Genomic DNA, 25,157 nt, shown 5'->3' with positions numbered 1-25,157 from the left:
GGAGCGCGATCCGTGACGACTTTCGGACTTGGCGTCCTGCTGTTCACCCTGATCGTCATCGTGCTGGTGACGGTCATCCTTGCGGCGCGCTCCAAGCTGGTAAGCTCGGGCAACGTCAACATCACCATCAACGGCGAAAAGACGATCTCTGTCCCGTCCGGCGGCAAGCTGCTGCAGACACTGGCGGCCGAGAAGATGTTCGTTCCCTCCGCCTGCGGCGGCGGTGGCACCTGCGCCCAGTGCCGCGTGCGCATCCACTCTGGCGGCGGGTCGATCCTGCCGACCGAGGAATCGCACATCACCAAGCGCGAAGCCGCCCGCGGCGACCGCCTGTCCTGTCAGGTCGCGGTCAAGCAGGACATGGACATCGAGGTTCCCGAAGAGGTCTTCGGCGTTAAGAAGTGGGAGTGCACCGTGCGCTCCAACGACAACGTCGCGACCTTCATCAAGAACCTCGTTCTGGAGCTGCCCGAGGGCGAGGACGTGAACTTCCGCGCCGGTGGCTACATCCAGATCGAAGCGCCCGCGCACAAGCTGTCCTACAAGGATTTCGACGTGGCCGAGGAATACCGCCCGGATTGGGACCGGTTCAATCTTTGGCAGTACGAATCCACCGTGGATGAGCCGATCGAGCGCGCTTACTCGATGGCCAACTACCCGGACGAGAAGGGCATCATCATGCTCAACGTCCGCGTCGCCTCTCCCCCGCCCGGCTCTACCGGCATCCCGCCGGGGCTGATGTCGTCCTACATCTTCAACCTGAAGCCCGGCGACAAGGTCACCATCTCGGGTCCGTTCGGCGAGTTCTTCGCCCGCGACACCGACAAGGAGATGGTGTTCATCGGCGGCGGCGCCGGCATGGCGCCGATGCGCTCGCATATCTTCGACCAGTTGAAGCGGCTGAAGAACAAGGACCGGAAGATCACCTTCTGGTACGGCGCGCGGTCCAAGCGCGAGATGTTCTTCGTCGAGGACTTCGACGAACTGGCGGCGGAATTCCCGAACTTCGAATGGCACGTCGCCCTGTCGGACGCCCTGCCCGAGGACGAGTGGACCGGCTACACCGGCTTCATCCACAACGTGCTGTACGAGGAATACCTCAAGAACCACCCGGCCCCCGAGGACTGCGAGTACTACATGTGCGGCCCGCCCATCATGAACCAGTCGGTGATCAACATGCTGCTGGATCTGGGTGTCGACCGCGAAGACATCATGCTGGACGACTTCGGCGGCTAAAGCCGAACCTTTCGCGTAACACTGAAACAGGGGAGCTTCGGCTCCCCTGTTTCTTTGCCGGGGCCCGGGGGGCAGTTGCGGGCGTTTCGCGACGTATAGGGGGAGGTGGCGGAGAAGGAGGGATTCGAACCCCCGGAGGCTTGCACCTCAACGGTTTTCAAGACCGCCGCATTCGACCGCTCTGCCACTTCTCCGTGGAGGACAGCACTAGCCCGGCGCAGGCGGGAAAGGCAAGACCGGCCGCTTCGCCACAGCGCGGGACCCAAATGGGACGCTCACAACCTTGCCACTTCCCAAGCGCGGCGGTCGGGGTTACTCTGCCGACACCCGTATTGCATGCCCGCAATGGGGGACGAGCAGAACAAACGCGGCAAAGTTCGCGGGAAAAGGGGCAAGGTATGGCAAGGACGCGGACGGGGCGTATCGCCTTGATGCTGTGTAGCGCCGCCGTTCTGGCGGGCTGCGGTGAGAACAGTGACCTGTTCAAGAATACGACACCCGGCGACGAGGCCGCGGTGACATCGGGCGTGGACACGCCCGGTACGACGAAACTGGTGGAACGCGATGTCGAGGTTCCCGAGGTCTTCCAGGTCTCGGACAACGGCCTGTGGGACGGCCGCCCCTCGCTTGGTGGCGTCTGGGTCGCGCATCCCGATGTGACGGAGCCCGAGCGCGTGATCATCCGCAACAACGAAACCGGGAAGTTCGTGATCGGCGCCCTGTTCAAGCGCGAGCGCGAGAACCCCGGCCCGATCTTCCAGGTCTCGTCGGACGCGGCCGCGGCGCTTGGCATGCTGGCCGGATCGCCCGGCGCGCTGAACGTGACCGCGCTTCGCCGCGAAGAGGTCCCCGAGGCGGGTCCCGCCAGCCTGCCGGAAGAGGTTCAGGTGGCCAACCTCGAGACGCCCGAAGGCATCGAGACGACCACGCTTGACGACCCGGTGGATCTGGCCGACGCCGCGCTGTCGGCTTTGGACACGCCTGCGCCTTCCTCCGCGCCCGCGCCGACCGTCACGCCCGAAATGGTGGCAAGCGCCGCCGCCGACACTGCGCCGACGGCACGCCCCCTTCCCGGCACGCTGACCAATGTCGAACCGACCTCGGCCCCGGTCAACGCCACGCCCCCGGCCCCGGTGTCGCGGCCGGCGCCCGCCCCCGCGCCGGTTTCGTCGCTTGAAAAGCCCTTCATCCAGATCGGCCTGTTCAGCGTCGAGGACAACGCCAACCGCAACGGCATCGCGCTTCGGAACGCCGGGATCATGCCGACGGTCAAGGAAGAGACCAGCAGCGGCAAGACCTATTGGCGCGTTCTCGCCGGACCGGTGCCGAATGGCTCGGAACGCGACGCCCTGCTGGCTAAGGTGAAGAAGCTCGGATATGCGGACGCATATTTCGTGAAGAACTAGCGCTGCCATAGAAAGGACTCTCAAGGCCCATGCGTTTTGCCCCTCTGCTCGCGACGCTCGCCCTGATCCTGCTGACCGCCCTGCCCGCCCGCGCGTTCGACACGCGGGCGCGCGCGGCCTGGGTCTACGACATGACCACCGGTACGGTCCTGATGTCGAAAGAGGCCGACCTGCCCTATCCGCCGGCCTCGATGTCGAAGCTGATGACGCTGAACATGCTGTTCGAGGCGCTGCGCGACGGCCGCGTGACGCTGGACACAGAGTTCCGCGTCTCGACCAAGGCCAAGAACATGGGCGGCTCGACCATGTTCCTGAACGAGACCGACCGCCCGACCGTTGAACAGCTGATCAAGGGCATCATCGTGCTGTCCGGCAACGACGCCTGCGTCGTGGTGGCCGAGGGCCTTGCCGGAACCGAGGAAGCCTTCGCCCGAATGATGAACGACCGGGCCCGCGCGCTTGGCATGTCCAATTCGACCTTCGCCAACGCCAGCGGCTGGCCCGCTCCGAACCAGCGGATGTCGATGCACGACCTGGGCACGCTCGCCGTGCGCCTGATCTCGGAATTCCCCGAGTACTACGGCTACTTCGGCATGACCGAGTTTCCCTTTGACGACCGCGCGCCGCAAAACCGGTTCAACCGCAACCCGCTGCTGACGCTTGGCATCGGCGCGGACGGCCTGAAAACCGGCCACACGCAGGAAGCGGGCTATGGTCTTGTTGGGTCTGCCGTGCAGGGCAACCGCCGCATCGTCTTCGTCATCGCGGGTCTCAACACCGAGGAAGAGCGCGCTGAGGAATCCGAGCGGATCGTGAACTGGGCCTTCCGCCAGTTCGTCCAGAAAACAGTTGTCGAAGAAGGCAAGGTTCTGGCGTCCGCCCCGGTCTGGCTGGGCAACATCGATCAGGTCGGTCTGGCCGTTGAGCAAGATGTGGAACTTCTGATCCCTGCGCTGGTTCAGGGCAACATCGAGGGCGAGATCCGTTATCGCGGCCCGGTGCAGGCGCCCATCGAGGAAGGCCAGCAGCTGGGCGAGTTGATCATCACGCTGCCGGACATGCCAGAAACCCGCGTTCCGCTGGTCGCCGACCGTTCTGTAGAGCGTGGCGGGTTCATGCCCCGGATCCGCACCGCCGCACGCATCCTGATCACGCGCTTCGCCGGTCAGGCCGCGGACCTGCTGTAAGCCCGAAGCTGGCCCGTTGACCCCGCGCGGACGGGCCGCTACGCCGCTTTCATGACAGGACGTTTCATCACCTTCGAAGGCATCGACGGCTCTGGCAAGTCGACGCAGGCGCGGCTGCTGGCGGATGCCTTGCGGGCCGAGGGCCACGACACCGTGCTGACCCGCGAACCCGGCGGCTCTCCGGGCGCGGATGAGATCCGGCGGCTGGTGCTGGAAGGCGATCCCGACCGCTGGTCCGCCGAGACCGAGATCCTGCTGTTCACCGCGGCCCGCCGCGACCATCTGGAACGGCTGATCGAGCCCTCGCTTGCCGCCGGCAAGGTCGTGGTCTGCGACCGGTTCGCGGATTCCACGCGGATGTATCAGGGCCTGTCGCGCGGCAACCTGCGCGCCAAGGTGGACGCGCTGCATTCGCTGATGATCGGCCGCGAGCCGGACCTGACGATCCTGATCGACATGGACCCCGCCACCGGCCTCGCCCGCGCGAAAGGGCGCAACGGCACGGAAGAACGGTTCGAGGATTTCGGCCTCGACCTTCAGGCCAAGATGCGCGCCGGTTTCCTTGCGCTGGCCGAAGAATTCGCCTCTCGCTTCCGCATCATCGACGGTGACCGCCCGGTGGATGCCGTGGCGGCGGACGTGCGCGCCGCGGTACAGGAGGCGCTGGCGTGACCGACCCAGTGCCCGAGGCCGACCGCGCCCACGGCGCACCGCACCCGCGCGAGACGCGGCGGCTGATCGGACAAGAGGCCGCAGAGGCCTCGTTTCTCGACGCCTTCACCTCGGGCCGGATGCACCACGCCTGGCTGATCACCGGCCCGCGCGGCGTCGGCAAGGCGACGCTGGCCTGGCGGATCGCACGGTTCCTGCTGGCCACTCCGGTGCAGCAGGATGACGGACTGTTCGGCGCTCCTCCCCCACCCACGACGCTGGACATCTCCGAGGACCACCCCGTTGCCCACCGGGTCGCCGCGCTGTCCGATCCCGGCCTGTCGCTTGTGCGCCGACCGTGGGACGAGAAGACCGAACGCCTGCGGCAGGAGATCACCGTCGAAGAGATCCGCCGGCTCAAGCGGTTCTTTGAACTCTCAGCCGCCGATGGTGGCCGCAGGGTCGTGATCGTGGACGCCGCCGACGAGATGAACGTCTCTGCCGCGAACGCCCTGCTGAAGGTGCTGGAGGAACCGCCCGCGAACACCACGCTGCTGCTGATCGCGCACCAGCCCTCGCGCATTCTGCCCACCATCCTGTCGCGTTGCCGCCGCCTGCGGTGCCGCACGCTGGACGCGCCCGAGATCGCGCAGGCGCTGGCACAGGCGGGTGTCGAGCCCGGCGAGGATGCGGACGGGCTTGCGGCGCTGGCCGAGGGCTCGGTCGGCACCGCGCTCAGGCTGCTGACCATGGACGGGCTGAAGCTGTACCTCGAACTGGTCCAAGTTCTGGGCGACCCGAACGCCCGCCCCCGCGCGCTGGCGCTGGCCGACAGCGCCACCGGGCGCACCAACGCCGACCGCTTCGCGCTGCTGCTGGACCTGTTCGACCTGTTCCTTGCCCGCGCCGCCCGCGCCGGTATCGCGGGACCGCCGCTGCCCGAAGCGGTCGAGGGCGAGGCGCGCCTGCTGGCCCGCCTGTCGCCGCATCCCTACGCATCCCGCCAATGGGCCGACCTGTCGCAGTCGCTGGGCGCCCGCGCCCGTCACGGGCGGGCGGTCAACCTTGACCCTGCCTCGCTCATCCTTGATATGGTTCTCAAGGTTCACGAAACGGCGGCCAAGCTGCCCGCCTGACTCCCATCCGCCTTGCACGTACATCCTTCGACCGAAGACCGCTTTTCCATGCCCGCCGACACCCCTCAGATCACCGACAGCCACTGCCACCTCGACTTCCCGCAGTTCGAGGGCGAACACGAAGCCTTGCTGGCGCGCGCCGCCGAGGCCGGCGTGACGCGCATGGTCACGATCTGCACCCGTCTGCGGCAGGAACCGCAGGTGCGCGCGCTGGCCGAAGCGCATGCACCGGTCTTCTACGCCGCCGGCACCCACCCGATGAGCGCCGCCGAAGAGCCGCTGGCGACCGTCGAGGAACTGGTGAAGCTGGCCGAGCATCCGAAATTCGTCGGCATCGGCGAGACCGGGCTGGATTACCACTACACGGCAGAGTCGAAGGACATCCAGCAAGAGTCGCTGCGCATCCATATCGAGGCCTGCCGCCGGACCGGCCTGCCCCTGATCATCCATTCGCGCGACGCGGACGAGGACATGGCCCGCATCCTGTCCGAAGAACACGCGGCCGGGGCCTATAGCTGCGTCATGCACTGTTTCTCTTCCGGCCGCGCGCTGGCCGAGGCTGCGCTGGGGCTTGGCTTCTACCTGTCGATGTCCGGCATCGCGGCCTTCCCGCGGTCCACCGAACTGCGCGAGATCTTCGCGGACGCGCCGGTCGACCGGGTTCTGGTCGAGACGGACAGCCCCTACCTTGCGCCGCCGCCCCACCGCGGCAAGCGCAACGAGCCCGCCTACACGGCGCACACCGCCCGTGTCGGCGCCGAGGTTTACGGCCTCGACTACGCCGACTTCGCCGCGCGGACGCAGGCCAACTTCGAGCGCCTGTTCACGCGCGTCGCCGCATACGAGGCCGCCGCGTGAGTGCCGAACTGCGGTTCACCATCCTCGGATGCGGCTCGTCCGGCGGCGTGCCGCGGCTGGGCGGCCACTGGGGCCTGTGCGATCCGGAGAACCCGAAGAACACCCGCCGCCGCTGTTCCATGCTGGTCGAGCGCGAGACGGCCGAGGGCATTACCCGCGTCCTGATCGACACCACGCCCGATATGCGGGCGCAGCTGCTGGACGCCGGGGTCGGCGCGCTGGACGCGGTGGTCTTCACCCACAGCCATGCGGACCATACCCACGGGCTCGACGACCTGCGTCAGGTGGTGTTCAACACCCGCCAGCGGTTGCAGGTCTGGGCCGACGGCGCGACGCAGGACGACCTGTACTCGCGCTTCGCCTACGCCTTCATCCAGCCGAAGACCTCGCCCTACCCGCCGATCCTCGAGATGAACACCATCGAGGGGCCGATCACCGTGACCGGCGCGGGCGGCGCGATCATCCTGACCCCGTTCGAGGTCAACCACGGCTCGATCGACGCGCTTGGCTTCCGGATCGGCGACCTCGCCTATCTGCCCGACGTGGCCCATATGTCCGACGAGGCATGGGAAGCCGTGACCGATCTTGATTGCTGGGTCCTCGACGCGCTGCGCCGCGACCCGCACCCGACGCATTCGCACCTTGCGCAGTCGCTGGAATGGATCGAACGGGCGGCGCCGAAGCGGGCGGTTCTGACGAACATGCATCTGGATCTCGACTACGACACGGTCGAGGCCGAAACGGCTGACCATATTACCCCGGCCTACGACGGAATGGTGATCCGCTATGCGCTTTAGGCGCAGCGGTCTCTGCCTCTACGGCCCTACATTTTCCGCCCCGGAGGGCGCCCTGCCCTCCTCCCCTCGCAAGGCACGCCCATGCAAGCGCTTCTAGACGTCATCCTTCCCGTGTTCATCGTCATCGGCGCGGGGTATCTCGTCGTGTGGCGAAAGATGTTCTCGGACGCGGCGGTGGACGGGCTGATGGGCTTCGCCCAGAACTTCGCCTTCCCCTGCCTTCTGTTCCGCGCGATCTCGCAACTGAACCTCGACGACGCGCTGTCGCTGTCGCTGTTCGTGAGCTTCTACACAGGAGCTTTCGCAGGCTTCGCGGCAGGGCTTCTGGGTGCGCGGCTGATCTTCCGGCGGCCGTGGCAGGACAGTATCGCCATCGGCTTTTGCGGCATGTTCTCGAACTCGTTGCTGCTGGGCGTTCCGATCACCGAACGCGCCTATGGCGCCGATGCGCTGCAACCGAACTTCGCGATCATCTCGATCCACGCGCCGATGTTGTACGGCATCGGCCTGACGATCATGGAACTGACCCGCGCCCAAGGGGCGGGCGCAATGGCCAAGGCCAAAGCGATCCTGACCGCGGTGTTCCGCAACGGCCTGATCCTTGGCATCGTGCTGGGCTTCATCGCCAACTTCACCGGCTTCCCGGTGCCCGAAGTTGTCGGCGGCGCGCTGGACCTTGTCAGCCGCGCGGCGCTTCCCGCGGCGCTGTTCGCGCTTGGCGGCATCCTGTACCGCTACCGGCCCGAGGGCGACATGGCGACCATTGCGATGGTCTGCTGCATCTCGCTGATCCTGCACCCGCTGGTGACCTACACGCTGGGCAAGATGACGGGCCTGACGACCGGACAGCTGCGCTCGGCGGTGCTGACCGCGTCGATGGCACCTGGGGTGAACACCTATATCTTCGCCAACATGTACGGCGTCGCCCGCCGCGTGGCGGCCTCGGCCCTTCTGATGGCAACGGCGCTGTCGATCGTGACGATCTGGGTCTGGCTGGCGATCCTGCCATAGAGAAAGGCCCCGGACAGCGATGTCCGGGGCCTTTGTTCTGGCCGTTGCGTGGCGCTGGCGTTTTGGATCAGCCCGGCGACATCCCCCGCAGCCGCTCGGACCGGCGGCGCAGAAGCTCCACCGTTGTCAGCAGCAGGATCGAGATCCCCACAAGGATCGTCGCCACCGCAAGGATCGTGGGCGAGATCTGTTCCCGCAGGCCGGTGAACATCTGCCACGGCAGCGTCTTCTGACCGGCCGAGCCCACGAACAGCACCACCACGACCTCGTCGAACGAGGTGATGAAGGCGAACAGGCCGCCCGAGATCACGCCCGGCAGGATCAGCGGCATCTGCACCTTGAAGAAGGTGGTCACTGGGTTCGCCCCCATGTTCGCCGCCGCCCGCGTCAGGCTGTCGTCGAAGCCCACCAGCGTCGCCGTCACGGTGATGATGACGAACGGGATGCCAAGGGCCGCGTGCGCCAGCACGACGCCGACGTAGGTGCCCTGCAGGCCGATCCGCGAGTAGAAGAAGTACATCCCCGCCGCCGAGATGATCAGCGGCACGATCATCGGCGAGATCAGGATTGCCATGATCGCCCGGCGGAACGGCACGTGCGGCTGGCTTAGGCCGATGGCCGCCAGCGTGCCCAGCGTCACCGACAGAAGCGTTGCGGCGGGTGCGATCTGCACCGAGTTCCGCAGCGCCTGCTGCCAGTCCGGGTTGCCGAAGAAGTCGCGGTAGTGCTTCAGCGAATAGGCTTCCGGGTCCAGCGCCAGCATGCCCGGCGTGAAGGTGAAGAAGTTCTCGGCGTTGAACGACAGCGGCATCACCGTGATGATCGGCGCGATCAGGAAGAAGAAGATCAGGCCGCAGATGAACTTGTAGCTGTTGTGCCAGAGAACCTCGCGCGGGGTGGAATAGATCGGCACCCCCATCCGGTACTTGCCCGAATGCAGCCAGTAGGTGAACCAGCCGAGGATGAAGCCGATGATCGCGCCACCGACAAGGCCCGAGAGCCCCGCCAGCAGCAGCCCCACGACCGCAAAGATCGCAAGCGAGATCAACGTGCCGGTACGCTTGTCCGGCACGAAGCTGACCAGCGCATAGGCCAGCACCGCGCCGACCACGGCGCCGACCAGCAGGCCAAGGATCCCAGAGCCGTTGGCGATGCCGACGAACAGTCCGAAGAAGCCCGCCAGCGCCGCCACGAAGGGCACCGTGAAGGTAGTGAGCGGCGGGGTCTTGATGGGTTGGATAAGTGCCATGTCGATTACCCCAGGCTCACGTTGTCGATGCCGACGATCTTGTCGTAGACCCAGTACAGCAGCAGCACGACCACCAGCAGGATGGTCCCGAGTGCGGCGGCAAGGCCCCAGTTGAGCGACGACGAGATGTGATAGGCGATCCGGTTACTGATGAAGGTACCGGTCGTGCCGCCCACCAGTTCCGGCGTGATGTAGTAGCCGATGGCAAGGATGAACACGAGGATCGAGCCCGCGCCGATACCCGGCACCGACTGCGGGAAGTAGACCCGCCAGAACGCCGTCCACGGTGTCGCGCCCAGCGACTTGGCCGCGCGCACATAGGATGGCGGGATCGTTTTCATCACCGAGTACAGCGGCAGGATCATGAACGGCAGCAGGATGTGCGTCATCGCGACGATGGTGCCGAACTGGTTGTTGATCATCACCAATCGGTTGTTGTCCGCGACAAGGCCGACCCACACGAGGATGTCGTTGATCACCCCCTGCTGCTGCAGCAGCACCTTCCACGCCGAGGTCCGCACCAGAAGCGAGGTCCAGAACGGCAGCAGGACAAGGATCATCAGCAGCGACGAGACCCGCATCGGCAGGTTCGACAGCAGGTAGGCCACCGGATAGCCAAGCAGGATGCACGACACCATGATGGTCAGCGACATGAACATCGTCCGCTTGAACAGCAGCAGGTAGATCTTCTGGTTGTCGGGCTGCTGTTCGACCCCGTCGGGCGTCAGCTTCAGGTCGACCGAGGACAGGAAATAGCCCGAGGTGTACTTGGGCGAGAACGCCTTGATCGTGCCCCAGACCTCGGTGTCGCCCCAGTCGTCGTCGATGTCGAGGAACTGTTCCTTGATCGAGACCTCGGGGATATCCGCCGTCGCCTCGGCTGCGGCCTGAAGCAACGCGGCCTGCGGTCCGTCATAGGCGGCGACCGCGTCCGAGTTCCGCGTCAGGTCGCGGTACAGCATCGCGTACAGGAAGTCTTCCGGCTCTTCCTCGGCAACGTTGTCGTCGTTTTCCTTGAGGATGCGCAGCCACGAGTCCCAGGCCGAGTTGGTCTCGGGCAGGATCTCGGTCGTGGTGTCCGCCGCCATCAGTTCCATCCAGACCGCCGGGTCTTCCCAAGCGGGGTCGAGGTCGATGAAGGCGTCGGTGTATTCGTCCGTGTCCATCCGGCCGACGCCCCTGCCCGACTTGCGGAACAGCGACGAGATGCCGGTGGTTTCATAGTTCAGGCGGCTGCCCAGCCGGGTGTGGACCTTGAACTCTTCCGCCTCGACCATGTCGACATAGAAGGCGGCGAAGACGTCCTCGCCCGGAGCCTCGCCAGAGGCATAGTCCCAGTCTTCCAGCGCCACGACGGTGCGCGGCAGAGTTTCGGCGACGATTTCGTTCTCGACTGAGCGGAACAGCATGTCGGCGATCGGTGCGATGAAGGTCACCAGCACGAAGATCAGCAGCGGTGCGATCAGCATCAGCGCCCGCAACTTCTCGCGGCGCAGCGCGCGCATCAGCGACTTCTTCAGCGGCGTGCCGTCGGCGGCCAGCATCGGGCCCTTCTTCTCGGCCGCGTCAGCCTCGCGCAGGGCGTTGTCGGGTGTCGGTCCGCTATTGACGTCCGGACCTGAGGTGGCGTCGGTCATGTCAGGTCCCCTCGACGACCAGGATCAGGCTATCGGCGGACTTGCGGCGGATCTCGGCGACTTCCTGGTAGTCGGGATCGTTGTACGCCGCGAGCGCCTCTTCGTAGCTGGGGAATTCCATGACGACGTGGCGGTCACCGCAGGTGCCCTCGACCACTTCGTTGCGACCGCCGCGGACGATGAAGTTCGCCCCCATCTTCTGCAGGATCGGCGTGTCGAGGCGGACGTACTCCGGGTACAGTTCCGGATCGGTCACCTTGATATGCGCAATGATATAGCCCTTGGGCATCGTCGTTCTCATCCCCGTTGTCGTTCTTTGTTTTTTGGGAAGCGGCCCGACGATCCGGGCCACTCCTTGTTCATGCGATAGCGAAACGGCGCGCCCCGGATGGGACGCGCCGGTCAGGCTATCTTACTGAGCCAGCCACGCCTGGAACTTGGCGTCCAGGTCGTCGCGGTAGTCAGCCCACCATTCGTAGTTGTACAGGAACGTGTTGGTGGCGTTGTTCGGATCGGTCGGCATGTGCGGCGCCATCTCGATGCCGAGGTCGGCGTGGGTCGAGACAAGCGGAGCCGAGCTTTCACGTGCCGGGCCGTACGAGATGTACTTGGCCTGGTCGGCAAGACGCTGGGTGTCGGTGGCGAACTTCACGAAGTCCATCACGCGGGCCAGACGATCTTCCGGAAGACCGGCCGGGATGATCCAGCCGTCAAGGTCGAACACCTGGGCGTCCCACATCATGGCGACCGGCTGGTCCTGCTCTTCGATGACCGAGAACAGACGACCGTTGTAGGTCGAGCCCATGAACACTTCGCCATCAGCCAGCAGCTGCGGCGTGTCGGCGCCGGCCGACCACCAGATCACTTCGTCCTTGATGGTGTCGAGCTTGGCCAGGGCCTGAGCCTGACCTTCTTCGGTCTCGAGCACGTCGTAGACGTCTTCCTTGGCGACGCCGTCACACAGCAGCGCCCATTCCATGTTGTTGATCGGACGCTTTTCCAGCGCGCGCTTGCCCGGATAGGTTTCCAGGTCGAACACGTCGCAGATTTCCGACGGCGGCTCGACGCCTTCCGGCACCATGTCGGTGCGGTAACCGAAGGTAGTCGAGTACACGATCTGCGGAATGAAGCAGTCGCTGACGATCAGGTCGCCGAAGTCATCCGACGCCGAGGTGCCGTCCGGCGCTTCCGCCAGCAGTTCGTCCGGGTCGTATTCCATCGCGAGGCCTTCGTCGCACAGACGGATGGCGTCAGAGGCCACAACGTCGACGAGGTCCCAGGTGATGTTGCCGGCTTCGTTCATCGCGCGCAGCTTGGCCACGGCCTCGTTCGAGCTTTCGTCCCAGACGATCTCGACCTCGGGGTGCATCTCCTTGTAGGGGTCCGCGTACGCCTTGACCTGGCTGTTCTGGTACGCGCCGCCCCAGCTGACGAGCGTCATGCTGTCGGCCATATCCTGTGCGAACGCCATCGGCGCAGCCGCGACGGCGGCGCCGGTCATCAGCATCAGTGACTTGAGTTTCATACGAAATCTCTCCTGTTGTCGTTTTCCCGTTTCTCCCTCTCCCCCCTTGGCCCCGGGCAGGCGCTATTCAGGGGGGAAACTTGATCAGGCGTCCAGCGCCCTGCAGTCCTGCGGGCGCCAGCCGATTTCCAGCATCTCACCGGCCTTCAGCCGGCGCTGGTCGGGCGCGTTCCGGGTTTTGACGATGAAATCGTCGTTGCCCGCAACCCGCAGCCTGGTGCGATAGATATCGCCCATGTAGATGAATTCCAGAACTTCCGCCTTCAGCGTGTGCGCGTCGGGCGCAAGACGGTCCTTGTTGAACTCGACCCGCTCGGGCCGGATCGAGACCAGCGTGCGGTCGCCGACGGCGTTCACGTTCACCGGCACGGTGTCGATCATCTCGCCATTGTCGAGTTCCACCACCGCCTTGTCGGCGGTCATGCTTTTGACGGTGCCGTTCAGCGTGTTGTTCTCGCCGATGAACTGCGCGACGAAGCTGTTCTGCGGTTCTTCGTACAGGACATCGGGCGGATCGAGCTGCTGGATGCGGCCATCCTGGAACACCGCGACGCGGTCCGACATCGTCAAAGCCTCGGTCTGGTCGTGGGTCACGTAGACCACGGTGATCCCGAGGTTGTCGGCGATGTGCTTGATCTCGAACTGCATGTGTTCGCGCAGCTGTTTGTCGAGCGCGCCAAGCGGTTCGTCCATCAGGACCAGCTCGGCCTCGAACACCAGCGCGCGGGCCAGTGCGATCCGCTGCTGCTGGCCGCCCGAAAGCTGGGCCGGGCGACGACCGCCGAAGCTGCCCATCTGCACCATGTCCAGCGCGCGCTTCACCTTCTCTTCCCGCTCGGACTTGCCCATCTTGCGGACTTCCAGCGGGAAGGCGAGGTTCTCGGCCACGGTCATGTGCGGGAACAGGGCGTAGTTCTGGAACACCATCCCGATGCCGCGCTTGTGCGGCGGGATGTTGTTGATCTCTTGCCCGCCCAGCCGGATCTCTCCGTGCGTCGCGGTCTCGAAACCGGCCAGCATCATCAGGCAGGTGGTCTTGCCGGACCCCGAGGGCCCGAGCATGGTCAGGAACTCGCCCCTGCCGATCGAGAGGTTCAGGTCTTTAACGACGAGCGTTTCGCCATCGTAGCTTTTTTGCACTCGGTCGAATTCGACAAATGCGTCGTTGGCGGCGCTTCCGTCCAAGCCAGTTCTCCCCGTTTTTCCGAGGCGTTGATCGCCCCCGTTTCGCTCAGCATCCAAACAAATGTCTAAAAGATGCGCAACCGGATCGCCGCACAGCCTGCGACACACCGTGCCGCATATCCGTCCTTTCGATGGATTTTCCGGCCTTCAACGCGCAAAGCTGGGCCCGGATGACGAAAAATCCACCATCGAGTGAAGCATCGGGCCGGGTCGTCACAGTTCCTGGCCGGCCGGAATGTCCAAAATCGCGCGTTCGGCCAGGAATGGATGGACGGTCAAAGCCTTGCGGACCGACAATTGCGCCAGCGGCAACCGCCCCTGCTGAAAATAGATCATCGCCCGACCGGCCAGCGCACCGAAATGGCGCGGCTCGCGTTTCAGCACCTCGTCCACGTCGGCCAGCGAGCCTTCGTAGTCGCCAACCAGAAACAAAACCGTCGCCCGCTGGTTCCAGCCCTCGGCATAGTCGGGATAGGTTTCGATTAGGATATTCAGGTGCTTGAGTGCGCCGGCGAAGTCATAGGCGGACCGTCGCGCCATGGCCGCGTCCAGCACTTCCTGCGCGGCGTCATCGGGTGCGGTAAGCCATACATCCCAGATCAGAGGCACAATCGTCTGCGCTTCGGCCGGCGTGCCGGCGTCCGCCAGCGCGGCCAGAAGCGCCTCGTAACCCTCGTCCCCGCCTTGCTGCGCCGGGACAGCGACCGGAGTTAGCGCAAGCACGGCGAGGACGGGGCCCAACAGGCGGATGCGGCACGTCATGGCGCATGGTCGGGCTTCAGACGCCGTTGCGTCAAGTGAATTGCTGTAACAGCGCTGTCATCTGGCACTGGCCAACCATCCGAAACCGGTTCAGTGTCGCCGAAACGGAGATCAACCCATGCATATAGCCCTCACCGGTGCGGCCTCGGGGATCGGGGCGGCCGTGGTCCGGCGCTTGAAACAAGCCGAAAACCGAATCACCGCCTTCGATATCGCGAGGCCGGAAGGCGTCGATCGCTGGCTTCCCGTGGACATGTCCGACATGGACGCGATCGCCGAAGCCACGGCGCAGGCAGAGGGTCCGTTCGACGCCCTGATCCTCAACGCGGGCATGCCGCCGCGGGACGGAAACGCTGCCGAACTGCTGGCCGTGAACGTGTTCGGCCTGATGGCGACCGCCACGGCGCTGGAGCCGAAACTGGCGCCCGGCGGTTCGATCGTCGCGACCGCGTCGCGGGCGGGCGAGCACTGGCGCGAGAACCTGCCGCAGGTGAAGGCGCTGCTGGGGCTGCCCGGCCCCGAAAGCCTGCCCGACTTCGTCGCGGCCAACCACATCGACCCGCTGCGCGCCTATTGTCTGTCGAAAGAGGCGGTGATCGTCTGGACCATCCGCCAGACCGAACGCCTGCTGGCAAAGGGCCTTCGGGCCAATTGCGTGTGCCCCTCGGCGGTCGACACGCCGATCCTGCCGGACTTCAAAGCCGCTCTTGGCGACCGGGCAGCGAACTCCCTGGCCCGTGTCGGGCGCGCCGGAACGGCAGACGAAATCGCCGCTGTCATCACCTTCCTCGCCGGACCTGACAGCGAGTGGATGCGGGGACAGGCGTTGCCGGTGGACGGCGGCATCACCGCGATGGTGCTGGCCGACGAGATGGATCTCGTCTGATCTTCCCATCCTTCGCGGAAAGGTATACTTCGGTATACAAATGGGAGGTTGAGAATGCTCGATCTGTTCACGGGCGGGCTGGATCCGCTGGTCGCGGCGCTTCTGCTGGTCGTCAGTGCGTTCTCGTCCTTCATCACCGCGTCCTTCGGGATCGGCGGTGGCGGGGTCATGCTGGCCGTGCTCGCCTCGCTTCTGCCGCCGGCGGCGATCATCCCGGTGCATGGCGTGGTGCAGCTTGGATCGAACACCGGGCGCGCGGCGCTGTTTGTGCGCTACACCCAGTGGCAGGTGTTCTGGCCGTTCCTGATCGGCTCGGTGATCGGCGTGCTGATCGGCGGGATGACTGTGGTGCAACTGCACCCCGGCTGGCTTCAGATCGCGGTCGGCGTGTTCATCCTGTGGACCGTGGTCGGCAAGCCTCCCGCCTTCCTGCGCCGCTGGGGCGCGGTGTCGGGCGCATTCTCTAGCTTTCTGTCGATGTTCATCGGCGGCACCGGGCCTTTCGTCGCCGCCTATGTGCGGGCGCAGGGCTACGAACGGCACGCCTATGTCGGCACGCACGCCACGCTGATGACGGTGCAGCACGGACTGAAGGTGTTGATGTTCGGCTTCCTTGGCTTCGCGTTCTCGGAGTGGGCGCTGTTCATCCTAGCCCTCGTTCTGGCTGGCTTCGTCGGCACTTGGCTGGGCAAGCACATGCTCGCCCGGATCAACGAGGCGCTGTTCAAGAAAGTGCTGAACGCGATCCTGATCCTGCTGTCGTTGCGGCTGGTCTGGGCCGGCGCGATGCGGCTGTGGGGCTGAGTTCGCGCGCCTAGCCGTCCAGCAACGCCCGCGCGGCGCCTCGCGCTTCCTCGGTGATGGTGTCCCCGGCCAGCATCCGGGCAATCTCGTCGACGCGGCCGGTGCCCTCCAGCGGCGTAACCTGCGACAGCGTCGCGCCCTTCGAGACACGCTTGGCCACCTGCCAGTGATGCGCCCCGCGCGCCGCAACCTGCGGCGAGTGGGTGACGACAAGGACCTGCCCCTTGTGCGCGAGGCTCTCAAGCCGCCGCCCCACGGCGTCGGCGGTCGCTCCGCCCACGCCACGGTCGATCTCGTCGAAGATCAGCGTCACGCCGCTGTCGGTGCCTGTCAGGCAGACTTTCAACGCCAATAGGAAACGGCTGAGTTCGCCGCCCGAGGCGATCTTGTTCAGCGGCCCGGCAGGCGCGCCCGGATTGGTGGCCACGGTGAAGGCCACCGCGTCCCGGCCTTCCGGGCCGGGGTCGGCGGCGGTGATCTCGGTGGCGAAGGCCGCGCGTTCCATCTTCAGCGGCGCAAGTTCCTTGGACATCGCACGGTCCAGCTTGCCCGCCGCCTTCTGGCGCAGGTCGGACAGCTTGCCGGCCTCGGCATCATAGGCGCGCTCTGCCTCCGCCAAAGCCGCCTGAAGCGACTTCAGATCCGCCGCGCCACTGTCCAGCGCCGCAAGCTGCGTCCGCAGCTTGGCCGCGAAATCCCCCAACTCGTCCGGCGCGACGCCATGCTTGCGCGCCAGCCCCCGGATCGCGAACAGCCGCTCCTCCACGCGCTCAAGCTCGCGCGGGTCGATGTCCATCGCCTCCAGCGCGTCGGCCACGGCCTGCTCGGCTTCACCCAGCTCGGTCAGCGCCCGGCCAAGGGCGGCAACCGGAGCATCCAGCCGCCCCTCGGCCTGATCCGCAGCACCGTCAAGCCAGCGCATCGCATCCGAGATCATGCCTTCGGCGCCGTCGTACCCGAGCGCAGCGTGGGCGCGCGAGACGTCCTCGCGGATGCGCCCGGCGGCCTGCATCAGGCGGCGGCGTTCGTCCAGTTGCGCCTCTTCGCCCGGCTGTGGGTCCAGCGCATCGAGTTCGGTGGTCGCATGGCGCAAAAAGTCTTCTTCCTCGCGGATCGACGCAAGCGCGGCTTCCGCTTCTTGCAGCGCCTTGCGGGCCGCCCCAACCGCCCGCCACGCTGCACGGGTCGACGACAACAGCGCCGCGGCACCGGCATAGTCGTCCAGCAAAAGGCGATGGCCTCGTGTGTTCAGCAGACCCCGGTCGTCTTGCTGGCCATGCAGTTCCACCAGCGTGTCCGACAGACGGCGCAGGATCTCGCCCGACGTCCGGCGGTCGTTGACGAAGGCCGTCTTGCGGCCGTCCGCGCTGTTCACGCGGCGCAGGATCAGTTCGTCGGTTTCGGGGAACCCGGCTTCGGCCAGCACCTCGTGCGCCGGATGCCCGTCGCGCAGGTCGAAGACCGCTGTGACCTCGCCCTGCTCGGCCCCGGTACGGACCAGTTCCGCCCTGCCCCGCCAGCCCAGCACGAAGCCAAGACTGTCCAGCAGGATCGACTTGCCCGCCCCGGTCTCGCCGGTCAGCACGTTGAGCCCGGGCTGGAAATCAAGCTCCAGCCGGTCGATGATCAGGATGTCCCGGATGTCGAGACTGCGCAGCATGGCGCTATCGAAGCCCCCCGAAGGACGCCGCGGCGCGACCGGACAGCCCGTGGGCGGCGCAGCGTGTCAGAGCCATTCGCCCCGCACCATCTGACGATAGATCTGCGACAGCCAGTTGTCGCCCGCCAACTCGGGCCGCAGCCCCTTGCCGGTCAGCAGGGTGTAGGCGTCGTCATACCATGCGGTCGACTGGTAGTTGTAGCCGAGGATGGCGCCGGCAGTCTGCGCCTCGCTGAACAGGCCAAGCGCCACGTAGGCCTCGACAAGGCGATACAGCGCCTCGGGCGTGTGCGTGGTGGTCTGGAACTGTTCGACCACGGCGCGGAACCGGTTGATCGACGCAGTGTAATGCTTGCGGCGGTGATAGTAGCGGCCGATTTCCATCTCTTTGGCCGCGAGATGGTTGAAGGCAAGGTCGAACTTCAGGATCGCCGAGTCTGCGTATTCGCTGTCCGGGTAATTCTCGATCACCACCCGCAGCGCCTGCAAAGCCTGGAACGTCAGGCCCTGATCGCGGCCGACTTCGTCGATCTGGTCATAATAGCTGAGCGCAAGAAGATACTGCGCATAGGCCGCATCCTCGTCCGCCGGGTAGAAGTCGATATAGCGCTGCGCGGCGGCGCGGGTTTCTTCGTACTTCTTGTCCTGGTGCCAGGCATAGGCCTGCATGATCAGAGCGCGCTTGGCGAGCTCGGAATAGGGATACAGACGCTCGATCTCGGAAAACAGCTCGGCCGCGTCGTCCGCGCGGTTCACCTCAAGCTGGTATTCGGCGTTGCGATAGATCTGTTCGGCGGTCTGGTCTTCGATCGGGGTACGATCCCGACGGCCGCCGCACGAAGCCACCAAGGCCAGTGCCAGGACCGAAACGATTGCACCCTTACGCGTCGCCCGCAGCTTCATGGAGTTGCCTTACCCTATCCGCTCTTTTTCGGCCCGCCGCGGCCGGACGGCCCTGTTGCGCGTTGGTCTAGCACAGAAATGCAGGGAGCCAACAGCCCTTTCGGGCGCGTGCGGCGGGTGGCTGCGGGCGGCGCGAAACCGCCCGTTTCAGCCTTGATTCAAGCGGCGTAGGCCAACCCGGCCAGGTCGCCGCGCTTCACGCCGGCGCCCGGAAGACGCGCCACCGTGTCCGCGTCGCACTGGACGACACGATAAGCGCGCGGATCGGCGAACAGCGCCCGCAGAAGCTGGTTGGTCAGCGCGTGACCGGCGCGGATGCCGGTGTAGCGGCCAAGGATCGGGCAGCTTGCAAGCGCCAGATCGCCAAGCGCGTCCAGCATCTTGTGGCGCACCGGTTCGTCCGAATGGCGCAGCCCGCCCGGAGACAGCACGTCGTCACCGTCGAACACCACCGCGTTCTCGCCCGGCACACCGCCAAGGGCCAGCCCGTTGGCTTGCATCATTTCGACATCGGCGCGGCGGCAGAAGGTACGGCTGTCGCAGAGTTCATGCACAAAAGCGCCATTCGCCATGTGCAGGCGTTTTTCCTGGTGACCGATGGCCGCGTCCACGAAGTCGATGCTGAAATCGATCTCCAGCGCGTCCGCAGGCTCGAGCCGGGCGATGGCGTCGCCGTTGCGGACTTCGACCGGCTTCAGCACCCGGATGGCGCGCAGCGGCGCGCGCAGGCGGCGGATACCCTTGGCAAGGATACCCTGCACGAAGGGCGCAGAGCTGCCGTCGAGGATCGGAACCTCGGGGCCGTCGATCTCGATCATGGCGTTGTGCACGCCGCAACCGGCGAGAGCCGCCATCAGGTGTTCCACCGTCGAGACGGAGACGCCTTCGTGGTTGAAAAGACGGGTGCACAAAGGCGCAGCCTCGACCGCATCCCAGCGGGCGGGGACCAGCGCGTCCTTGTCGGTCACATCCACCCGACGGAACCAGATCCCGGTCTCGGCGGATGCCGGCAGGATGGTCACGCGGGCGGGGGCGCCGCCATGAAGACCGACGCCTGTGAAAGTCACGGCGTTCTTGATTGTCGTTTGCACTGTATGCCTCACACCAAGCCGGGCAGAAGGATCCCGGCAAGCATCAGTTAAGGAACGCAAAACTTCACTACAATTCACTCTTTGCAACGCTCTGAAATATGCGATTCGCATGTAAGCGAAAATATGCGCAAAGTGCAAAGAGTGACTGCCAAGTGACTGACTTCAAAACAGAAAAGACCGGACGATGCCGGTCTTTTCAGGGCCAGTTATGTGACCGCTATCAGTTGGCCTGACGCCGCAGGAAGGCCGGAATCTCGATCCGCTCCTGTTCCGGATCCAGTTCCATCTCTTCTTCCGGAGCCGTCACCGGGGGCTGCCGGCGGACCGACGGCTGCGGTTTCGCGGCGGTTGCGGCCTCTCCGGAATGCCCTGTCATGCGGCCGATCAGGGTGTTGATCCCGAAGCGCGGCTTCTCTGCCGGCTGCTCTGCGGCAGCGGGCTGAGGCTCGGCCACCGCTTGCGGACGCGGACGCGGGCTGTTCTTCACGGCGTTCTGCAGACGCGTCAGCATCTCGGGCGACGGAGCGCTCGACTTCGGCGCCACGAACTCGGCCGGCTGGGGTTCTTCGTAGTAGTGATCTTCCGCAACGGCGGTCGGCGCGGCAGCCACAGCTTGCGGCTGGTACGCCGGCGGCGGCAGATCATCAGCGTCGTCGAAGAGGTTTCCCGTCTCGTCCTCGGCACCGTGGGTGTCCATACCTTCAAAGGTCGGCTGTTCGGCCTCGAACGTCGCAACCTTGGCCGCGGCGGCAGCAGCCGGGACGTGCTGGTCCTCGGCGGCTATCTTCTGGGCCGCAGGAAACCCGGCCTCGAACTTTTCTTCGACCTCCTCTGCCGTATGGAGCGGTTCGGAGAGACGGCGGCGCGGAACCGGGATCTCGGCGACATTCTCGGAGGCGTCGATGCCGGTGGCGACGACGGAGACGCGCATGCGGCCTTCCATCTGGTCCTCCAGCGTCGAGCCGACGATGATGTTGGCCTCGGCGTCCACTTCCTCGCGGATGCGGTTCGCGGCTTCGTCGAGCTCGAACAGGGTCAGGTCGTGGCCGCCGGTGATGTTGATCAGCACGCCGCGGGCACCGCGAAGCGAGATCTCGTCAAGCAGCGGGTTCGCGATGGCCTTCTCGGCGGCCTGGATCGCGCGATCCTCGCCCTCAGCCTCGCCGGTCCCCATCATCGCCTTGCCCATTTCGTCCATCACGGCCCGAACGTCGGCAAAGTCGAGGTTGATGAGACCCGGGCGGACCATCAGGTCGGTCACGCCCTTGACGCCCTGGTACAGCACGTCGTCCGCCATCGAGAACGCCTCGGTAAAGGTCGTCTTCTCGTTGGCGAGGCGGAACAGGTTCTGGTTCGGGATGATGATCAGCGTGTCGACCATCTTCTGCAGATTTTCCACGCCGTCCTCGGCCTGGCGCATCCGCTTGGCGCCTTCGAACTGGAAGGGCTTGGTCACGACGCCGACGGTCAGAACGCCCAGCTCACGGGCGGCCTGCGCGATGATCGGAGCAGCACCCGTCCCGGTGCCGCCGCCCATCCCGGCGGTGATGAAGCACATGTGCGCGCCGGCGAGGTGATCGACGATCTCCTCGATGGTCTCTTCCGCGGCCGCGGCCCCGACGGAGGGGCGGGCACCGGCGCCGAGACCTTCGGTCACTTTCACACCAATCTGGATCCGCGAGGCAGCGCGGCTCTGAGACAGCGCCTGGGCGTCCGTATTCGCAACGACGAACTCGACACCTTCAAGCTGCTTCTCGATCATGTTGTTGACGGCGTTCCCACCGGCGCCGCCGACACCGAAGACCGTAATACGGGGCTTCAGGTCCTCACGTTCGGGCATCTGCAAATTCAAAGTCATCCTCTTTCCGCCTGCTCTATGTCCGCCCGGGTATGGCCCAGGTCCGCCTCGGTTGACATCGACCATACCGACTCACCGACGGAAGGTCACGAGAAAAACAAATTTCGCCACAAAATATCGAAGCTATTTCACGGCTAGCGGCGGGATATGGTCAGCTCAACGACATATTGTGTCTACCAATTGTCTTTGAACCATTTCACCGCGCGCCGCAGCGATCTGGCAGGGTACCGTTCCATCGGCATTTCAAAGTCCCACCACTCGTCCTGCGGATGCGCCGCGAAAAGCGCCAGCCCCACACACGACGCGAAAGCTGCACCGGTTGCGGCCTGAGGTAAACCCTGAACTCGCAAGGGGCGTCCGATGCGCACCTGATTGCCGAGGATCTTGGGCGCAAGGCCGTCAAGGCCGGGAATCTGCGAGGCTCCGCCCGTCAACACGATCTGTTGACTGGGCAGATGTTCGAATCCTGCTGCATCGAGCCTTTCCCGGACCTCTTCGAGAATCTCCTCGACACGGGGGCGCATAATGCCGATCAGCTCGGCCCGGCTGACGGTGCGGCGGTCGTGTTCCCAGTCGCCCGTGTCGCCACCGATCTCGATCCGCTCGCGGTCGTCCATGCCGGTCGCCACCACCCCGCCGAACACCGTTTTGATGCGCTCGGCGGTGGCCAGCGACACCTGCAGACCCTTCGAGATGTCCGAGGTCACATGCTCGCCGCCCAGACGGACGCTGTCGGCATAGATCATGTGCTTCTTCATGAAGATCGAGATGCCGGTCGACCCGCCGCCCATGTCGACACAGGCCGCGCCCAGTTCCTGCTCGTCCTCGACCAGCGAGGAGATGCCCGAGGTATAGGCCGAGTTGGCGATCCCGGCGAGCTCCATGTCGCAGCGCTTGATGCAGTACAGGAGATTCTGCACCGCGTCGCCGTCGATGGTCATCATATGCATGTCGCAGGCAAGACGGTTGCCGATCTGGCCGCGCGGATCGCCAAGACCCGAGCGGTGATCCAGCGCGAAGTTCACCGGCTGGGCGTGCAGCACATGCCGCCCCTCGCCGTAGTCGGGCACGTCGCAGGACGCCAGAACGCGGGCGACGTCCTGTTCGGTTACACTGCTTTCGTGCAGTTCGATAAAGCCGGCAAGGCCATAGCTGCGCGGGTTGGCGCCGGACAGGCAGGCAATGACGTGGTCGACGCGGACGCCGGCCATCTTCTGCGCCGCCTGCACGGCGGTGCGGATCGCGCGCTCGGTCTCGTTCATCGCGGACACCTCGCCGAAGCGAACGCCACGCGACCGGGTGGTCGCCGCGCCGATCACGCGGAAGGCGCTTTGCCCCGCCAGCGAGCCGACGCCATCGCTTTCGCGGTACTGCTCGGGTCCGTCGAACCGCAGCACGAGGCAGGCAATCTTGGACGTGCCGATGTCCAGGATCGCGATCACGCCCCGTTGCAACGCGGCCTTGCGCATGGCCCGCATCGCGCGCTGGGAGTCGTAGAAGTCCGTCATTGCAGTATGTCTCCCAGTTCTATGCCCTTGATCATGTGCAGGTTCGCTACCGCGTCAGGCCGCATCCGCAACGTCGCCCGGTCCGGGTTCCGCATATCCACCGCCGCCAGATCGCGTTCCAGCAAATCCTGCGCCTCGTGCAGCGCCATCACCCGCTCCAGCGCGATCACGGGGTTGTCCTCGGGCAGCATGATCCGTTGGTCGCGGTCCAGCACGATGTCCCAGCGGCGCTCGCCCATCCGGACGATGCCGCGCAGCCGGTCGACGATCGGCCCGGCAGCCGCGTACAGCTTCAGCGCTTCGGGCACTTCGGTGTCGGCGCCGATCCCCGCGATCAGCGGCAGGTCACCGCGACGCCCGCGTTCTTCCAGCGCCGCGACCCGGCGCCCCTGCCCGTCCAGCAGTTCCAGCAGTCCCGGCGCGCGCCAGACGACAGCCGGCAAACGTTCGGTCACAGCCAGTTCCAGCACCCCGCCCGGCCGCACCCGCAGATCGGCACGGGCCACGGCGTCAAGCTGCTCGACGACTTTCTGCATCGCCACGAGATCGATATCGAAAGAGCTGATCGGGAAATCCATCGGCAGGATTTCCTTGATATCGGCGGTCAGTTCCTCGGACGCGTTCTCGATGGTCATCGAGGTGACCATGAACTCTGGCCGCTCGGCGACGGTTCGGCGGATCTCGGCCATCATGTCGGTGAAGGCGGTGCGGTTCTCGGGCTGCGAGAAGACGTAAATCAGCGACAGAGCGGAAATCGCAACCGGCACGCCCAGCCGCAGCAAGCGCGGCACATAGGGCGTCAGCCACAGCCGGTGCATCCTGTACGCCCAGCGGGACGGCGCCGGATCGCGGCGCGAGTTACGGTAGTCTACCTGTTGCATGAGGCGTCCTCGACGATCCAGCGGCAGAAGGGGCCGAACGGCATGCCGCAGACCGCGCCCTGCTCGGGCGCAAGCGACGTGGGCGTCATGCCCGGCTGCGTGTTGGTTTCCAGCAGAACCAGCCCGGCCAGTCCCCGGCTGTCGTCCCAGCGGAAATCGGTGCGGCTGATCCCGCGACAGCCCAGCACCTCGTGCGCCTTCAGCGCGTATGCGAGACAGGCGTCGAAAATGTCTTGCGGGATCTTGGCGGGCACCTCGTGGCGCGAGCCGCCTTCCTTGTACTTGGCGTCATAGTCATACCAGCCGTCGGTGATGATGTCGGTCACCGTCAGCGCGCGGTCGCCCATCACGGTGGTCGTCATCTCGCGGCCGGGCACGTAGGTCTCGACCATCACGGTGTCGGGCATCGCGTCGTCAAGCTGGGGCGGGCCGTTCGCGCCTTCGTTCACAAGGTAGACGCCGACGCTCGAGCCCTCGTTATAGGGCTTCACGACATAGGGCGGCTCCATCACGTGACGGGCGCGCACCTCTTCCCGCGTGGCCAGCACGCTGTCGACGACAGGCAGTCCGGCGGCGCGGTAGACCTCTTTGGTCTTTTCCTTGTCCATCGCAAGGGCCGAGGCCAGAACGCCGGAATGGGTGTAAGGGATCTTCAGCCATTCAAGGATGCCCTGAACGCAGCCATCCTCGCCATAGCGGCCATGAAGCGCATTGAAGGCCACGTCGGGCTTGATCTCGGACAGGCGCGCGGCAAGGTCCGGTCCGGCGTCGATCTCGACAACCTCGAACCCTTCGCCCCTCAACGCTGCGGCGCATTCACGCCCGCTGGACAGCGACACCTCGCGCTCGGCCGAGAGTCCGCCCATCAATACCGCAACCTTGGGGGATGCCCTGCCCGACATACCCAACGACTCTGCCTCTGTGTT

General features: G+C 65.5%; 23 protein-coding genes and 1 tRNA gene. 10 read left to right on the top strand and 14 right to left on the bottom strand.

The genetic code is table 11. The features are described from left to right. Positions 1-12: 12 nt before the first annotated feature. Complete coding sequence (gene nqrF, locus ACP156_RS16005; protein ID WP_425052356.1) at positions 13-1,236, top strand: NADH:ubiquinone reductase (Na(+)-transporting) subunit F; 1,224 nt, start codon at positions 13-15, stop codon at positions 1,234-1,236. Positions 1,237-1,342: 106 nt separating this feature from the next. Here the strand turns inward: nqrF and ACP156_RS16000 are convergent. Then, positions 1,343-1,430, bottom strand: a tRNA-Ser gene (locus ACP156_RS16000). Between the two features lie 204 nt (positions 1,431-1,634). Here ACP156_RS16000 and ACP156_RS15995 point away from each other — a divergent pair. The 7 genes from ACP156_RS15995 to ACP156_RS15965 all read left to right on the top strand — a co-directional run bounded on the left by ACP156_RS15995 (position 1,635) and on the right by ACP156_RS15965 (position 8,282). Further along, positions 1,635-2,642: an SPOR domain-containing protein gene (locus ACP156_RS15995; RefSeq protein ID WP_425052355.1), complete on the top strand. Its 1,008-nt coding sequence runs from the start codon at positions 1,635-1,637 to the stop codon at positions 2,640-2,642. 29 nt (positions 2,643-2,671) lie between these two features. Then, positions 2,672-3,829 carry a D-alanyl-D-alanine carboxypeptidase family protein gene (locus ACP156_RS15990; RefSeq protein ID WP_425052354.1) on the top strand — a complete coding sequence of 386 codons (1,158 nt, stop codon included), beginning with the start codon at positions 2,672-2,674 and terminating at the stop codon, positions 3,827-3,829. A 51-nt stretch (positions 3,830-3,880) separates the two neighbouring features. Next, positions 3,881-4,501 carry a dTMP kinase gene (gene tmk / locus ACP156_RS15985; RefSeq protein ID WP_425052353.1) on the top strand — a complete coding sequence of 207 codons (621 nt, stop codon included), beginning with the start codon at positions 3,881-3,883 and terminating at the stop codon, positions 4,499-4,501. Then, complete coding sequence (locus ACP156_RS15980; protein WP_425052352.1) at positions 4,498-5,616, top strand: DNA polymerase III subunit delta'; 1,119 nt, start codon at positions 4,498-4,500, stop codon at positions 5,614-5,616. Before tmk ends, ACP156_RS15980 begins: the two co-directional genes overlap by 4 nt. Positions 5,617-5,664: 48 nt before the next feature. Beyond that, the gene (locus tag ACP156_RS15975) at positions 5,665-6,474 is read left to right on the top strand and encodes a TatD family hydrolase (RefSeq protein ID WP_425052351.1); all 810 of its coding nucleotides are present in this window, start codon (positions 5,665-5,667) and stop codon (positions 6,472-6,474) included. Beyond that, on the top strand, positions 6,471-7,271 hold the full coding sequence (locus ACP156_RS15970; protein WP_425052350.1) for an MBL fold metallo-hydrolase: 801 nt from the start codon (positions 6,471-6,473) through the stop codon (positions 7,269-7,271). The genes ACP156_RS15975 and ACP156_RS15970 overlap by 4 nt, the downstream gene beginning before the upstream one ends. An 81-nt stretch (positions 7,272-7,352) precedes the next feature. Then, the gene (locus ACP156_RS15965) at positions 7,353-8,282 is read left to right on the top strand and encodes an AEC family transporter (RefSeq protein WP_425052349.1); all 930 of its coding nucleotides are present in this window, start codon (positions 7,353-7,355) and stop codon (positions 8,280-8,282) included. A 67-nt stretch (positions 8,283-8,349) separates the two neighbouring features. Here the strand turns inward: ACP156_RS15965 and ACP156_RS15960 are convergent, their stop codons facing one another. The 6 genes from ACP156_RS15960 to ACP156_RS15935 all read right to left on the bottom strand — a co-directional run bounded on the left by ACP156_RS15960 (position 8,350) and on the right by ACP156_RS15935 (position 14,640). Continuing rightward, positions 8,350-9,531: an ABC transporter permease gene (locus tag ACP156_RS15960; RefSeq protein WP_425052348.1), complete on the bottom strand. Its 1,182-nt coding sequence runs from the start codon at positions 9,529-9,531 to the stop codon at positions 8,350-8,352. 5 nt (positions 9,532-9,536) lie between these two features. Further along, positions 9,537-11,168, bottom strand: a complete 1,632-nt coding sequence (locus ACP156_RS15955) for an ABC transporter permease (RefSeq protein ID WP_425052347.1) — start codon at positions 11,166-11,168, stop codon at positions 9,537-9,539. A gap of 1 nt (position 11,169) precedes the next feature. Beyond that, on the bottom strand, positions 11,170-11,469 hold the full coding sequence (locus ACP156_RS15950) for a DUF1330 domain-containing protein (protein WP_425052346.1): 300 nt from the start codon (positions 11,467-11,469) through the stop codon (positions 11,170-11,172). Positions 11,470-11,580: 111 nt separating this feature from the next. Continuing rightward, a complete protein-coding gene (locus tag ACP156_RS15945; RefSeq protein ID WP_425052345.1) occupies positions 11,581-12,693 on the bottom strand; it encodes an extracellular solute-binding protein in 1,113 nt (370 codons plus the stop codon). An 84-nt stretch (positions 12,694-12,777) separates the two neighbouring features. Then, positions 12,778-13,878, bottom strand: coding sequence for an ABC transporter ATP-binding protein (locus ACP156_RS15940; protein ID WP_425052344.1), 1,101 nt, complete (start codon positions 13,876-13,878; stop codon positions 12,778-12,780). A 213-nt stretch (positions 13,879-14,091) separates the two neighbouring features. Then, positions 14,092-14,640: a tetratricopeptide repeat protein gene (locus ACP156_RS15935; RefSeq protein ID WP_425052343.1), complete on the bottom strand. Its 549-nt coding sequence runs from the start codon at positions 14,638-14,640 to the stop codon at positions 14,092-14,094. Positions 14,641-14,758: 118 nt separating this feature from the next. Here ACP156_RS15935 and ACP156_RS15930 point away from each other — a divergent pair, with 118 nt between their 5' ends. Both ACP156_RS15930 and ACP156_RS15925 read left to right on the top strand, forming a co-directional pair. Beyond that, complete coding sequence (locus tag ACP156_RS15930; RefSeq protein WP_425052342.1) at positions 14,759-15,526, top strand: SDR family oxidoreductase; 768 nt, start codon at positions 14,759-14,761, stop codon at positions 15,524-15,526. A 54-nt stretch (positions 15,527-15,580) separates the two neighbouring features. Further along, positions 15,581-16,330 (top strand): sulfite exporter TauE/SafE family protein, encoded by a 750-nt coding sequence (locus tag ACP156_RS15925; RefSeq protein WP_425052341.1) that lies wholly within the window; start codon positions 15,581-15,583, stop codon positions 16,328-16,330. A gap of 10 nt (positions 16,331-16,340) precedes the next feature. Here the strand turns inward: ACP156_RS15925 and recN are convergent, their stop codons facing one another. The 7 genes from recN to ACP156_RS15890 form a co-directional block, all read right to left on the bottom strand. Next, positions 16,341-17,990 (bottom strand): DNA repair protein RecN, encoded by a 1,650-nt coding sequence (recN, locus tag ACP156_RS15920; protein WP_425052340.1) that lies wholly within the window; start codon positions 17,988-17,990, stop codon positions 16,341-16,343. Positions 17,991-18,056: 66 nt separating this feature from the next. Next, positions 18,057-18,893 (bottom strand): outer membrane protein assembly factor BamD, encoded by an 837-nt coding sequence (locus ACP156_RS15915; RefSeq protein ID WP_425052339.1) that lies wholly within the window; start codon positions 18,891-18,893, stop codon positions 18,057-18,059. Positions 18,894-19,051: 158 nt separating this feature from the next. Next, on the bottom strand, positions 19,052-19,984 hold the full coding sequence (lpxC, locus tag ACP156_RS15910; protein WP_425052338.1) for a UDP-3-O-acyl-N-acetylglucosamine deacetylase: 933 nt from the start codon (positions 19,982-19,984) through the stop codon (positions 19,052-19,054). A gap of 220 nt (positions 19,985-20,204) precedes the next feature. After that, a complete protein-coding gene (gene ftsZ / locus ACP156_RS15905; RefSeq protein ID WP_425052337.1) occupies positions 20,205-21,842 on the bottom strand; it encodes a cell division protein FtsZ in 1,638 nt (545 codons plus the stop codon). A 173-nt stretch (positions 21,843-22,015) separates the two neighbouring features. Next, on the bottom strand, positions 22,016-23,350 hold the full coding sequence (gene ftsA, locus ACP156_RS15900; RefSeq protein WP_425052336.1) for a cell division protein FtsA: 1,335 nt from the start codon (positions 23,348-23,350) through the stop codon (positions 22,016-22,018). Further along, positions 23,347-24,231: a cell division protein FtsQ/DivIB gene (locus ACP156_RS15895; protein ID WP_425052335.1), complete on the bottom strand. Its 885-nt coding sequence runs from the start codon at positions 24,229-24,231 to the stop codon at positions 23,347-23,349. Before ACP156_RS15895 ends, ftsA begins: the two co-directional genes overlap by 4 nt. Then, the gene (locus ACP156_RS15890) at positions 24,219-25,133 is read right to left on the bottom strand and encodes a D-alanine--D-alanine ligase (protein WP_425052334.1); all 915 of its coding nucleotides are present in this window, start codon (positions 25,131-25,133) and stop codon (positions 24,219-24,221) included. The genes ACP156_RS15895 and ACP156_RS15890 overlap by 13 nt, the downstream gene beginning before the upstream one ends. Between the last annotated feature and the right edge of the window lie 24 nt (positions 25,134-25,157).

The sequence above is a fragment of the Psychromarinibacter sp. S121 genome (assembly GCF_049801035.1).
Taxonomy (GTDB): domain Bacteria; phylum Pseudomonadota; class Alphaproteobacteria; order Rhodobacterales; family Rhodobacteraceae; genus Psychromarinibacter.
Note: the sequence above shows the minus strand (reverse complement) of the source record. Positions and strands in the feature narration are given on the sequence as shown.

Bases quoted from the DNA above. Each gene is read 5' to 3' on its own strand.
- ACP156_RS15995 (WP_425052355.1), top strand. From the start codon at position 1,635: ATGGCAAGGACGCGGACGGGGCGTATCGCCTTGATGCTGTGTAGCGCC.
- ACP156_RS15990 (WP_425052354.1), top strand. From the start codon at position 2,672: ATGCGTTTTGCCCCTCTGCTCGCGACGCTCGCCCTGATCCTGCTGACC.
- tmk (WP_425052353.1), top strand. From the start codon at position 3,881: ATGACAGGACGTTTCATCACCTTCGAAGGCATCGACGGCTCTGGCAAG.
- ACP156_RS15975 (WP_425052351.1), top strand. From the start codon at position 5,665: ATGCCCGCCGACACCCCTCAGATCACCGACAGCCACTGCCACCTCGAC.
- ACP156_RS15965 (WP_425052349.1), top strand. From the start codon at position 7,353: ATGCAAGCGCTTCTAGACGTCATCCTTCCCGTGTTCATCGTCATCGGC.
- ACP156_RS15960 (WP_425052348.1), bottom strand. From the start codon at position 9,531: ATGGCACTTATCCAACCCATCAAGACCCCGCCGCTCACTACCTTCACG.
- ACP156_RS15955 (WP_425052347.1), bottom strand. From the start codon at position 11,168: ATGACCGACGCCACCTCAGGTCCGGACGTCAATAGCGGACCGACACCC.
- ACP156_RS15950 (WP_425052346.1), bottom strand. From the start codon at position 11,469: ATGAGAACGACGATGCCCAAGGGCTATATCATTGCGCATATCAAGGTG.
- ACP156_RS15945 (WP_425052345.1), bottom strand. From the start codon at position 12,693: ATGAAACTCAAGTCACTGATGCTGATGACCGGCGCCGCCGTCGCGGCT.
- ACP156_RS15935 (WP_425052343.1), bottom strand. From the start codon at position 14,640: ATGACGTGCCGCATCCGCCTGTTGGGCCCCGTCCTCGCCGTGCTTGCG.
- ACP156_RS15930 (WP_425052342.1), top strand. From the start codon at position 14,759: ATGCATATAGCCCTCACCGGTGCGGCCTCGGGGATCGGGGCGGCCGTG.
- ACP156_RS15925 (WP_425052341.1), top strand. From the start codon at position 15,581: ATGCTCGATCTGTTCACGGGCGGGCTGGATCCGCTGGTCGCGGCGCTT.
- recN (WP_425052340.1), bottom strand. From the start codon at position 17,990: ATGCTGCGCAGTCTCGACATCCGGGACATCCTGATCATCGACCGGCTG.
- ACP156_RS15915 (WP_425052339.1), bottom strand. From the start codon at position 18,893: ATGAAGCTGCGGGCGACGCGTAAGGGTGCAATCGTTTCGGTCCTGGCA.
- ftsZ (WP_425052337.1), bottom strand. From the start codon at position 21,842: ATGACTTTGAATTTGCAGATGCCCGAACGTGAGGACCTGAAGCCCCGT.
- ftsA (WP_425052336.1), bottom strand. From the start codon at position 23,350: ATGACGGACTTCTACGACTCCCAGCGCGCGATGCGGGCCATGCGCAAG.
- ACP156_RS15895 (WP_425052335.1), bottom strand. From the start codon at position 24,231: ATGCAACAGGTAGACTACCGTAACTCGCGCCGCGATCCGGCGCCGTCC.
- ACP156_RS15890 (WP_425052334.1), bottom strand. From the start codon at position 25,133: ATGTCGGGCAGGGCATCCCCCAAGGTTGCGGTATTGATGGGCGGACTC.